This is a genomic window from Clostridium thermobutyricum DSM 4928 (assembly GCF_002050515.1).
GTDB lineage: Bacteria > Bacillota > Clostridia > Clostridiales > Clostridiaceae > Clostridium > Clostridium thermobutyricum.
In genome coordinates, this window is the sequence record NZ_LTAY01000015.1 from 18,271 (window position 1) to 31,158 (window position 12,888).

Annotated in this window: 12 protein-coding genes; 11 read left to right on the forward strand and 1 reads right to left on the reverse strand. The window is 25.6% G+C overall.

All coding sequences use genetic code 11. The annotated features are described in order from the left end of the window. Positions 1-33: 33 nt before the first annotated feature. The 10 genes from galU (CLTHE_RS01205) to CLTHE_RS01250 all read left to right on the forward strand — a co-directional run bounded on the left by galU (CLTHE_RS01205) (position 34) and on the right by CLTHE_RS01250 (position 11,132). Positions 34-918 (forward strand): UTP--glucose-1-phosphate uridylyltransferase GalU, encoded by an 885-nt coding sequence (galU, locus tag CLTHE_RS01205; RefSeq protein ID WP_080021624.1) that lies wholly within the window; start codon positions 34-36, stop codon positions 916-918. Between the two features lie 10 nt (positions 919-928). Then, the gene (gene glf, locus CLTHE_RS01210; RefSeq protein ID WP_080021625.1) at positions 929-2,032 is read left to right on the forward strand and encodes a UDP-galactopyranose mutase; all 1,104 of its coding nucleotides are present in this window, start codon (positions 929-931) and stop codon (positions 2,030-2,032) included. A gap of 11 nt (positions 2,033-2,043) precedes the next feature. Continuing rightward, positions 2,044-3,066, forward strand: coding sequence for a glycosyltransferase (locus CLTHE_RS01215; protein WP_080021626.1), 1,023 nt, complete (start codon positions 2,044-2,046; stop codon positions 3,064-3,066). A 177-nt stretch (positions 3,067-3,243) separates the two neighbouring features. Next, positions 3,244-3,876 carry a Wzz/FepE/Etk N-terminal domain-containing protein gene (locus CLTHE_RS01220; RefSeq protein WP_080021627.1) on the forward strand — a complete coding sequence of 211 codons (633 nt, stop codon included), beginning with the start codon at positions 3,244-3,246 and terminating at the stop codon, positions 3,874-3,876. Then, complete coding sequence (locus CLTHE_RS01225) at positions 3,873-4,847, forward strand: glycosyltransferase (RefSeq protein ID WP_158082637.1); 975 nt, start codon at positions 3,873-3,875, stop codon at positions 4,845-4,847. Before CLTHE_RS01220 ends, CLTHE_RS01225 begins: the two co-directional genes overlap by 4 nt. Next, a complete protein-coding gene (locus tag CLTHE_RS01230; protein ID WP_080021629.1) occupies positions 4,844-5,725 on the forward strand; it encodes a glycosyltransferase family 2 protein in 882 nt (293 codons plus the stop codon). The genes CLTHE_RS01225 and CLTHE_RS01230 overlap by 4 nt, the downstream gene beginning before the upstream one ends. After that, entirely contained in the window at positions 5,715-7,028 is a 1,314-nt protein-coding gene (locus CLTHE_RS01235) for an O-antigen ligase family protein (protein WP_080021630.1), read from the forward strand. The genes CLTHE_RS01230 and CLTHE_RS01235 overlap by 11 nt, the downstream gene beginning before the upstream one ends. Next, on the forward strand, positions 7,003-8,463 hold the full coding sequence (locus tag CLTHE_RS01240) for a flippase (protein WP_242945602.1): 1,461 nt from the start codon (positions 7,003-7,005) through the stop codon (positions 8,461-8,463). The genes CLTHE_RS01235 and CLTHE_RS01240 overlap by 26 nt, the downstream gene beginning before the upstream one ends. 9 nt (positions 8,464-8,472) lie before the next feature. Next, the gene (galU, locus tag CLTHE_RS01245) at positions 8,473-9,348 is read left to right on the forward strand and encodes a UTP--glucose-1-phosphate uridylyltransferase GalU (RefSeq protein WP_080021632.1); all 876 of its coding nucleotides are present in this window, start codon (positions 8,473-8,475) and stop codon (positions 9,346-9,348) included. 62 nt (positions 9,349-9,410) lie between these two features. Beyond that, positions 9,411-11,132, forward strand: a complete 1,722-nt coding sequence (locus CLTHE_RS01250) for a phospho-sugar mutase (RefSeq protein WP_080021633.1) — start codon at positions 9,411-9,413, stop codon at positions 11,130-11,132. 33 nt (positions 11,133-11,165) lie between these two features. Here the strand turns inward: CLTHE_RS01250 and CLTHE_RS01255 are convergent, their stop codons facing one another. Next, positions 11,166-11,366, reverse strand: a complete 201-nt coding sequence (locus tag CLTHE_RS01255) for a hypothetical protein (RefSeq protein ID WP_002596906.1) — start codon at positions 11,364-11,366, stop codon at positions 11,166-11,168. A 195-nt stretch (positions 11,367-11,561) separates the two neighbouring features. On the opposite strand from CLTHE_RS01255, the gene CLTHE_RS01260 reads away from it, so the two are divergent. Then, entirely contained in the window at positions 11,562-12,884 is a 1,323-nt protein-coding gene (locus CLTHE_RS01260) for a J domain-containing protein (protein ID WP_080021634.1), read from the forward strand. Positions 12,885-12,888 lie beyond the last annotated feature (4 nt).

Consider the following 12,888-nt stretch of genomic DNA (forward strand, 5'->3'; position numbering starts at 1 on the left):
AAAAGAAAATTTTAAGAAAAAGGGATGATTAGTATGGATAAGAAAATAAGGAAAGCAATAATACCTGCTGCAGGTCTTGGAACTAGATTTTTACCTGCAACTAAAGCTCAACCAAAGGAAATGCTACCTATAGTTGATAAACCTACTATACAGTATATTATTGAAGAAGCTATTGCGTCTGGAATTGAAGAAATTCTAATTATAACTGGAAGAAGCAAAAAATGTATTGAAGACCATTTTGATAGAAGTGTAGAATTAGAACTTGAACTTGAAAAATCAGGAAAGCAAAGTATGCTTGATATGGTACAAGATATTTCAAATATGGTAGATATACATTATATAAGACAAAAAGAACCAAGAGGATTAGGTCATGCTATAAATTGTGCTAAAGTATTTGTTGGTGATGAACCATTTGCTATATTACTTGGAGATGATATTGTTTATAATGACCAAAAACCATGTTTAAAACAACTTATTGATTGTTATAATGAGTATCATACATCAGTACTTGGAGTTCAAACAGTTCCACATGAAAAAGTTAATAAGTATGGAATTGTAGATGGTACATTTGTTAAAGATAGAGTTATGAAAGTTAAAGGATTAGTAGAAAAACCAAATATAGATGAAGCACCTTCAGATGTAGCAATATTAGGTAGATATATAGTAACTCCAAAAATATTTGAAATATTAGATAGAACTAAGCCAGGAAAAGGTGGAGAAATTCAACTTACAGATGCACTTTTAGAGCTTATGAATGAAGAAGAAATGTATGCATATGACTTTGAAGGAAGAAGATATGATGTTGGAGATAAATTAGGTTTCTTAGAAGCAACAGTTGAGTACGCTTTAAGAAGAGATGGTTTAAAAGATAAATTTACTGATTACTTAAAAGACATATTAAAAAGTGAAGAGAAATAAGGAGTTAAATATGAAAAAATATGATTATTTAGTAGTAGGAGCAGGACTTTTTGGAGCAACATTTGCTTATGAAATGAATAAAAGAGGAAAGAAATGTCTTGTTATAGATAAAAAATCACATATAGGTGGAAATGTATATTGTGAAAATATAGAAGGAATAAATGTTCATAAATATGGAGCGCATATATTCCATACAAGCAATAAGGAAATATGGGATTATGTAAATAGCTTTGTTGAATTTAATAGATATACAAACTCACCAGTGGCTAATTATAAAGGAGAGCTTTATAACCTTCCATTTAATATGAATACATTTTATCAATTATGGAAAGTTAAAACTCCACAAGAAGCTAAAAATAAAATAGAAGAGCAAAAAAAAGAAGCAAGAGTTGAAAATCCTAAAAATTTAGAAGAGCAAGCTATAAGTTTAGTAGGAAAAGATATTTATGAAAAACTTATAAAAGGATATACAGAAAAACAATGGGGACAAAAAGCTACAGAGCTTCCTGCATTTATAATAAAGAGACTTCCAGTAAGATTTACTTTTGATAACAACTATTTCAATGATAAATATCAAGGTATACCAATAGGTGGATATAATAAAATAGTTGAAAAAATGTTAGATGGAGTAGAAGTTAAATTAAATACAGATTTCTTCAAAGATAGAAATGAATTAGAAAATATTGCAGAAAAAATAGTATTTACAGGAATGATAGATGAGTATTATGATTATAAATTTGGAACTCTTGAATATAGAAGTTTAAGATTTGAAGACGAATTATTAGATGAAGAAAATCATCAAGGAAATGCAGTTATAAATTATACTGAATATGAAATACCATATACAAGAATAATTGAACATAAACATTTTGAAGATTGTGATTCTAGTAAGACAGTTATAACAAAAGAATATCCTGCAACTTGGAAAAAAGGTGATGAACCATATTATCCAATAAATAATGATAAAAATAATGACTTATATGCTAAATATAAAGAACTAGCAGATAAAGAAAACAATGTTATATTTGGTGGAAGACTTGGTCAATATAAGTATTTCGATATGCATAATGTAATAGAATCTGCATTGAATTGTGTAAAAGAAGAATTAAAATAGAAGGATGATATATGAATATGATTTATTTTTTAAAGGATTATCAAGAAGAGAATTTTAATGCTCTAAGTAAGGCAAGATTAGATGCTGAAAAGATAATGATTAAAAATGGATGTAAAGAATTAAATTTTTATTTAGGCGGAAGAAAAATATATTATAAATCATTTTTTAAGAGAAGAAATGAAAAGAAAAAATTAAAAAGTGGCGATACATTATTAATCCAATACCCATATTACTTTAAATATTGGGGAAGCTTTTTTAATACTATTCAAGAATTAAGAAGTAATGGAATAAAAGTTGTTGCTTTAATACACGATATAATATGTCTTAGACCTTATGAAAAACCTATAACAATGAATGATGAAGTAAAAGTTTTTAATCAGTTAGATGGTATTATTTCTCATAATGAACATATGACTAAGTTATTAGTCCAAAGTGGAGTTAAAGTTCCAATATATAATTTAGATATATTTGATTATTTATCAGATAAATTTGATATGGAAATTGTAGATGATTTTAAAAATATTAATATTGCAGGAAATCTAGTTATAGATAAAGCAAAATATATATATTTAAAAGAGTTAGATGATGTAAAAACTAAAATATCTCTTTATGGAGTTGGTTTTGAAAAGGAAAAAGTCCTTAATAACAAAAATAATTTAGATTATATAGGATGCTTTAAGCCAGAAGAATTAGGTAAGCATATGAAAACAGGATTTGGTTTAATATGGGATGGAGAATCCTTAGATAAATGTAGCGGAATGATGGGAGAATATTTAAAAGTAAATAATCCTCATAAAACTTCAATGTATTTATCTATAGGAATGCCTGTAATTGTATGGAATAAGAGTGCTATGAAAGATTTAGTGCTAGAAAATAATATTGGAATAGCAATAGATTCATTAAAAGAAATTGATAAGACTTTAGAAAATATAACATTTGAAAAATATAAAGAAATGGCTGAAAACTGTAGAAAATTTGGAGAAAAACTTAGAAATGGATATTTCTTAGGTAAAGCCATAGAAAAAATAAAGTAGAATAAAGATTATATAAAGTATAAACCAGGGGGATTTTTAGATAGTATTAATCTCCTTGGTTTTATTTTGTATAAACTGAAAAAAAGTTTTGAAGAAAATAAAATAATATTAAAAAAAAGAAAAAATGTGGTATAATTCTAATTGAATTTAAAATAGTACTATTAAGGAGGAGAAATATTGCAGAATAAAGAAGTAGAGATTAAAGAGCTATTAAATATATTAAAAAGAAAATATAAAATTATATTTGGAATAACATTTTTAATTTTCATAATATCCATTTTAATAAATTTTTTTGTTATGGGAATAGATTATAATGCAAAAGTAAAGTTAACTGTTGGAAATATTAATAGTGCTAAAATAGGAAAAGATAGTACAAAAATGTATCAAAGCATAATAAAATCATATTTAGGCAATGATATAGAAAGAAAAATGATAGAAAAAGCAATTAACAATTCTAAATTAAACGTTAATGTGGAAGATGTTATTAAAAATATAACTATAGATCCAAGCGTTTATTCTTCAACTTTTGATATAGACTATACTAATAAAAATAAAAATCAAGCTATAGATGTAGTTGAAGCTGTGGCAGCAACTATGATAAATGATGGAACAGAATATAGTAAAAGATATGGCGACATTACAAATGTTAATATGGAAGAAAGACTATTTTGTTCTAAAAAAGCTGTAATAAATCAAAGAGCATTAAATGTTGTTCTTATAACAAGTATAGGATTTGTATTAGTTTTAGGAATTGTTTTTTTAAGAGAAATTAATTATGATAAAAATAAAATAGGTGGATTAGAAAAGTGATAAAATTAAGCGTAATAGTTCCTGTTTATAATGTTGAAAAATATGTGTTGGAATGTATAAATTCTTTATTAAATCAGTCACTAGATTCTATGGAGATAATAGTAGTAAATGATGGATCAACAGATTCAAGCATGGAAAAAATATTAAATTTAAAAAATCCAAAAATAAAGATAATAAATCAAAAAAATGGCGGATTATCTAGTGCTAGAAATAGAGGAATAGAAGAAGCAAAAGGTGAATATATCTCTTTTGTTGATAGTGATGATTTTATAGAAAATAAAAATTCATTTGAAAATATGTATAACATAGGAATAGAAGACAATAGTGATATGGTAGTTGGAAGTTGCGTTAAATTATATGATGATGGAAGACGTGAAGAATTAAATTTTGATTTTAATATATTTAATAAAAGTCCTATGAACCCAGAAGAGTTTTTATTAAAATCTTTGAAAACAAAAAGAGTTTATGCTCCAGTGTGGTTAAGTATTTATAAAAAAGATCTTATAAATAAAAATAATTTGAGATTTATGCCCAATATTGTTCATGAAGATGAAGAATTTACACCAAGAGCATTATTATGTGCAAATAAAGTAAGTATTTACAAAGATATTTTTTATGTATATAGACAAAGAGAAGGTTCAATTATCAATTCTAAAAAAAATATTAAGTATGGAAAAGATATTTTAAAAATAGTTAGTAAGTTAAATAAAGAAGCGGATAAATTTAGAAATGAAGAACTAAAAAAATATTTTTGCAATAGATTAAGTGCAATGGCATTGAATTCTATATATAATTATAAAATTAAAGAATTTGATGAAGAAGTATTTGATCTTTTAGACAGAGATTTTTATGGTAAAAATATAAAAATAAGAAAAAATATTTTAAAAACTAATACAATAATATTTTTCTGTATAGAAGATATATATAGATTTTTTAGAGATATGATATCAGGAAAGGAAAATAACATATGAGAATATGTGCAGTAATTGTAACTTATAATAGGATAGACTTGTTAAAAAGTACAATAGAAAAATTACTTAATCAAAGCCTAAAATTAGATGAGATTATTATTATAGATAATAATTGTACAGATGGAACTAGAGAATATTTAAGAGATTTAAAAGAAGAAAAAGTAACGCCAGTATTTTTAGACGAAAATATAGGAGGTGCTGGTGGCTTTAATAAAGGTATTAAAAAGGCATATGAAAAAGGGCATGATTATATCTGGATTATGGATGATGATACATTTGCTACAGAAACCGCTTTAGAAAATATGATTAATAAAATAGAAATCATAGGAGAAGATAAAATAGGGTTTTTATGTAGTAATGTTCTTTTTAAAGATAATAAAGCATGTGTTATGAATGTGCCAACAGTAAAACCTGTTTGGAATGATTATATAACGGATGGATTAGTTAGAGTTAAAAATGCATCTTTTGTATCTATGCTATTTTCAAGAAAAATAGTAAAAGAGTTTGGACTTCCAATAAAAGATTTTTTTATTTGGGGAGATGATACTGAGTATACTTTACGAATAAGTGAAAAATATGAATGCTATATGTGTATTGACAGCATAGTACATCACTATATGAAATCAAATGTAGGGGTGGACATAATAAATGGAGATACAGATAGGGTAGGAAGATATTTTTTTGAATATAGAAATAAATTTTATATGAATAAAAAAAGAGGGTTTAGAGGAGTTATTTTTCATACAAAATATACTATTAAATCTATACTTCAAATATTACTTAAAAGTAAAGAGGGGAAAGGAAAAAAGGTTAAAGTTGTTTTAAAAGGATATTTTAGCGGAATAACATTTAACCCAAGGATAGAACATGTTAAATAAGTATTATGAAAATAATTTAGATAGAAAAGAAATGCTTTTAAATATTTTAGAATATATTTTAGCAATAGTTGTTGTAATTAATAGTAATAGTGTTTGGAACTTTATGTATATTTCTAAAAAGGTAACATATTTAACTATAATTGTGTTATATATTCTAATTATATTAAGTTTTAAAGATATTATAAGCATAAGGAAAAACTTTAAAAAGCTCATATATGTTTTTATGTTTTTAAGTATCTATAATATGGCATATGCATTATTTAGTGGAGTAAATAGAGTAAATTTCATTATAGATTTTGTTGTTATTTTAATAGGGTTCTTATTATATAATTTAGGATTAATAAATAAGGGACAAAAATATAGATTTTTACTTAAAATATCAAATATAATAGTAATTCTTGCAGCTATTTCATTAATATTTTATTTTTTAGGTAGCGTAGTTCACTTAATTTATCCTAGTAATCAAATGTATTATACATGGGGTGGAGATAGATTTATTCCTAATTACTATAATATATATTATGAAACTCAAACAATACACCTTTCAGGAAGAGAGTTTATAAGAAATTCTGGAATATTTACAGAAGCGCCAATGTATGCATTTATTTTATCTATAGGACTTATGTGTGAGCTTTTTGTAAGAAAAAATTTAAATAAAATAGCATTAGGTATATTAATAGTTACTATATTAACTACTCTATCAACTACAGGAATTTTAATTATGATGAGCTTAATATTTTTCAAAATATTAATAGTTATTAGTAAGAGTAAATATAGAAAAATGTTATTTAGAATTATAATTCCATTATTAATTATAATAGGGGTTGTAATAGGAGGATATTTCTTAATAAATAAAATTCATCAAGGAAATGGAAAAACAGGTTCATTTTCAGTAAGAATGGATGACTTTAGAGTAGGATTTGAGGCTTGGAAATCTCATAAATTACTTGGTTGGGGATATAATCAATATGACTATGTAAGACAATACATGAATCTAGTATTAAGAGGAACTGATATTGGTGGAAGTAGTGGATTATTAGCATTATTACCGGAAGGTGGATTAATGCAATTACTTATATATATTGCACCATTATTTTTATCTATTGCATATGGCATAAAGAAAAAAAAGATAGGATATGTAATAGTTAGTATAATATTATTTGTTTTACTAACTGTAACTAAAATACCATATAGATATATTATTATATATTTCTTATCTATTGGATGGAGTATTTTGTTTATGAACTGGGATAATACAAAAAAAGACGATAAAATTTATGAAGAGAGAAGTAATGATGAGTAAGACTGTAAGCGTAAAGAAAAATGTTTTATATAATCTAATATATCAAGTAGTAACTTTATTATTGCCATTAATTACTGTACCTTATATATCTAGAGTATTAGGACCAGATGGAGTAGGTATATCTAGTTATACAAATTCTATAGTTCAATATTTTGTAATACTTGGTACAATAGGGATAAGTTTATATGGAAATAGACAAATAGCATATGTAAGGGACGATAAACATAAATTGTCCGTTACATTTTGGTCTATTACTATATTAAAATTAATTACAACTGGAATAGCATTAATAGTCTATGTACTAATATTTTCTAGAGATAAGAATTATGGGACAATATTTTTAATTCAAGGAATAAACATATTAGTTGCTACTGTTGATATTTCTTGGTTATACATGGGATTAGAAGATTTTAAAAAGACTGTTACAAGAAATTTATTTGTAAGAATAGTTGGGGTTATACTTATATTTACATTTGTAAAAAACATGAATGATGTAGCTTTATATGTATTTATAAACGCTGGAATGGCTTTTTTGGGAAATTTAGTTATGTGGCCATATTTGCCTAAAACAGTATCAAAGGTTAAAATTAAATGGAAAGATATACAATATCATATAAAACCAGCATTAGCTTTATTTATTCCACAAATAGCTATACAAATATATGCTGTTTTAGATAAATCTATGCTAGGAATTTTATCAGACACAGTTCAAGTTGGTTTTTATCAACAATCTCAAAATATAGTAAAAATGGTTTTAGGATTAGTAACTTCATTAGGTGTTGTTATGCTTCCTAGAATGAGCAATGTTTTTGCAAGTGGTGATAAAGAAAAGCTAAAGGAACATTTAAATAATAGTTTAATAGGAGTATCATATGTTTCTATTCCAATGGCATTTGGACTTGCAAGTATTTCAGAAAAGTTTGTACCATGGTTTTTTGGAAAAAATTTTGATGAAGTAAAATATTTATTAATTATATCAGTACCTATTTTATTTTTCATAGCAATAAGTAATGTATTAGGAGTGCAATATTTATTACCTACAAATAAAAATAGGGCATTTACTATTTCAGTTACTGTAGGTGCAATAGTAAATGTAATCCTGAATTTTATATTAATACCATATTTTAAAGCTTTTGGTTCATGTGTTGCAACAGTAGTTGCTGAATTTGCCGTAACAGCTGTACAATATGCATTATTATATAAAGAAATAGATACAAAACCATTATTAAAAGCTATATTAAAATATATTATAGCTGGAGCTATAATGACAGTAGTTGTTGTATTCATAGGGAAATTTATGTCAGCTACATTTATAACGACAATAATCCAATCAATAGTTGGGGTAATAGTATATTTTATAGTTTTAGTTATTATTAGAGATGAAATAAATAAACTAGTGATTGAATTTATAATAAAAAAATTAAAGAGAAACTAAGGAGTAATTATGAATAACAAGATAAAAAAAGCGATAATCCCTGCCGCAGGTCTTGGAACTAGATTTTTACCTGCAACTAAAGCTCAACCAAAGGAAATGCTTCCTATAGTTGATAAACCTACAATTCAATATATTATAGAAGAAGCAATAGCTTCAGGTATTGAAGAAATATTAATCATAACTGGAAGAAGTAAAAAATGTATTGAAGACCACTTTGATAGAAGTGTAGAATTAGAACTTGAACTTGAAAAAGCTGGAAAGCAAAGTATGCTTGACATGGTTCAAGATATTTCAAATATGGTAGATATACATTATATAAGACAAAAAGAGCCAAGAGGATTAGGTCATGCTATAAACTGTGCTAAAGCATTCGTTGGGGATGAACCATTTGCTATATTACTTGGAGATGATATTGTTTATAATGATGAAAAGCCTTGTTTAAAACAACTTATTGATTGTTATAATGAATATCATACATCAGTACTTGGAGTTCAAACTGTTCCACATGATAAAGTAAATAAATATGGAATAGTAGAAGGAATTGATATAGAAAATAGAGTTATGAAAGTAAAAGGATTAGTTGAAAAACCAAATATAGATGAAGCACCTTCAAACGTAGCAATATTAGGTAGATATATAGTAACTCCAAAAATATTTGAAATATTAGATAGAACTAAACCAGGAAAAGGAAATGAAATCCAACTTACAGATGCACTTTTAGAGCTTATGCATGAAGAAGCTATGTATGCATATAACTTTGAAGGAAGAAGATATGATGTTGGAGATAAATTAGGATTCTTAGAAGCAACAGTTGAATATGCTTTAAGAAGAGAAGAATTAAGAGATGGATTTATGGAATATTTAAAAGAAATAGTTGGTAAATAATTATCTTTAATTACTAAAATTTTAAGAGAAAATAAATTCTTTTATGGATTAGGAGGTTCAATATGGATTATAAAGAAAAGCTAAACCTATGGTTAGAATCAGACATAATTGATGATACTACTAAAGAAGAGTTAAGAGCTATAGTTGATGAAAAGGAAATAGAAGATAGATTTTATAAAGAGTTAGAATTTGGTACTGGTGGATTAAGAGGAATAATTGGTGCTGGTGATAATAGATTAAACTTCTATACTGTAGGAAAAGCAACAGAAGGACTAGCTAGATATTTAAATAAAAAATATAAAGAAAATGTATCAGTTTGTATAGCTTTTGATTCAAGAAATATGTCAAAAGAATTTGCTGAAAGAGCCGCATTAGTACTAGGTGGAAATGGAATAAAGGCTTATCTTTTTGAAAGTTTAAGACCTACTCCAGAACTTTCATTTGGAGTTAGAGAGCTTAAATGTAAAGCAGGGATAGTTATTACTGCATCTCACAATCCAAAAGAATATAATGGATATAAAGTTTATGGAGATGATGGATGTCAAATAACTGATGAAGCAGCTAAGACTATAATAAATGAAATAGGCAATGTTAATTATAAAGACATCAAATTAGTCTCAAGAGAAGAAGCTTTAGAAAAAGATTTATTAAATATTATAGGTGAAGAAATAGATAATAAATTTATTCAAACATTAAAGGGACATACTATAAGAAAAAAATTAGTAGAAGAGAATGCTAAAAATTTAAAAATAATCTACACTCCAATTCATGGAACAGGATTAATGCCAGTTAAGAGAGTTTTAACTGAATTAGGATATACAGATTTACACATAGTAGAAGAACAAGCTACACCAGATGGAAACTTCCCAACTGCACCATATCCAAACCCAGAAGATAAAAGTGTATTTAAAATAGCACTAGATATGGCTAAAACTATGAATCCAGATATAATCTTAGGAACTGACCCTGATGCGGATAGAATAGGGGCTATAGTTAAAGATTCAACTGGAGAATATAGAGTTCTTACAGGAAACCAAGTTGGGGCATTATTAACTCATTATATCTTAAGTTCATATAAAGAACTTGGAGAACTTCCTAAAAATGGAGCTGTTATAAAAACAATAGTTACAACAGAAATGGTTAGAGGAATATGTAATGAATATAATGTAGAATTATTTGATGTTTTAACTGGATTTAAATATATAGGTGAAATGATGACAAGCTTCCAAGAAACAGGAAAGAATACATTCTTATTTGGATTTGAAGAAAGCTATGGATGTCTTTTTGGAGATCATGCTAGAGATAAAGATGCTATAATAGGAGCTCAAATGGTTGCGGAAATGACTCTTTATTATAAAACAAAAAATAAGAGTCTTTATGAAGCTTATGTAGAGCTTTGTGATAAGTATGGATACTTTAAAGAAGAGCTTCAATCTGTAACTTTAAAAGGAAAAGAAGGAGCAGAAAAGATACAAAGCTGTTTAGAGTCATTAAGAAAGAATCCTATAGAAGAAGTTGATGGAGTTAAAGTAAAAACTTTCTTTGATTATAAAGAATCAGTAGAAAAAGATTTAGTATCAGGAGAAGTTAAGGAAATTAAGTTACCAAAATCAAATGTTCTTAAATATATATTAGCAGATGGTTCTTGGTTTGTTGTAAGACCTTCTGGAACTGAACCTAAAATAAAATTCTATCTTTCTGTTATAGGAAATTCAATAGAAGATTCAGAAGAAAAAATGAGCAAATTTAAAGCTTGTGTAAATGAAAAGATTGGATTAAATTAAAAAAAGCTATGCAATTATTGCATAGCTTTTTTATTATTTAGATTTTTTGAAATCTCTAACAACACCTTTTTTTATTTCATACCATGATGGTAAAAGGTCTATTTGATCTAAAATAGTTTCTATTTCTCCAACAGTTTTCATTTCTTCAAGTTGTTTTGAAAATTCTTCAACTTTTGCATCTAAATCTAATCTTTTTTTAGTTTCTTTTGCTACTCTTTTTTGAAATTTATTCATAAAAAAGCCTCCTTGTAATTTAGTCTCTATATATACATTATACCATAACATAAATTTTAAAATGTATTTTATATTAAAATAGGTAAAAATATAGGAAAATAGAAACTAGGATGTTTAATTTAAATATTAATATTATTGTTATAGAAGAATTTTAATGTTAAAATTGTAATATAATGGATTTATTTTGGAGGGGCTATGGGGGAAAATTTATATGAGGTTTTGGAGGTTTCTAAGAAAGCTAGTTTGTCAGAAATAAAAAAAGCTTATGCTAAAATGCTTAGAAAATATCCGCCAGAGAAATATAGTAAAGAATTTTCAAAGGTAAATTCTGCTTATGAAATATTGAGTGATAAAAAGCAGAGATATGAATATGATCAATTTAATGGATATGACAGTAATGCACAAGTAATTTTAGATGAAGGATTAAGACTAATAAAAGAAGGAGAACTACTGGAAGGAAAAAATAGACTTATTAGTTTTCTAAAATTAGAAGGAGATGTTCCAAGTGTTTTACATGAACTTGGTAAAATATATGCAGAAGAAGAAAATTACACAAAGGCATATAATATACAAAAAAAGGTTTTTGAGAAATCTAAATATTTAACTTACTCTCAAATAGAATGGATGTTATTTTATCTTTATAAATTAAATGATGAAGAGAATTTAAAATCATATTTAAAAAAAGGTATACTTAAATTTAATGATGTTAATTTATATTTTAATATATTGGATTTATATATTGAAGATAGAAATTATGAGCAAGTGAGAGAGATTTTATTTGAAAATGTTATACCATTTTTAAATAAAAGAGGAAGTGTATATGGTTTTTGTGAGTTATCTAAATATCTATTTAGAATAAAAGAAATTGAACAAGGTTCAAAGTATTTAACTCAAGCTATTAATTTTGAAATAAACCCAGATAATAATGAAAAATTAGAATTAATAAAGGGAACAATTATAGAAATATTAGATTTTGAAAATGCCAACGCAATTATTATATGTTTAGAAGAACTTATAAGTTATATAAGAGATATAAAAAGTGAAATTTCAGAAGAAGACTATAAAGATAATTTAGGATGGGCAACAATTACGTTTTCATTAGTTAAAGAGATGGCAATTGTAGATAGAAATAATTTTCATAAAACTTTAAAGAAGTTTTTATTGGCATCAGTAAAGAAGAGCATTGCAATAGATGAAGAATTGAAAGAGCAAATAGATGAAGAATTAATCTTTTATTTAGAAAAGCTGAAAGAAGAATATAATGTAGAAAAAATAAAGTTTAATTTAGAAATTTTAGAGAAATTTCATAAGGAACTATATTCAATAGATGCTAAATATTTATTTGATAAATATGGAGGATTTATTCCCTATGAAGGAGAAGCAAAAAATAAAAAAGCAAATATACATGAAAATAATAAAAATAGAAGAAAATCTAAAACTAATGGGAAAAAATTAAGTTTTTTCATTTTTATTTGTTTAGTAATTGTGATAATCATAGGTTTATTGAGGTTTTTATAATAGG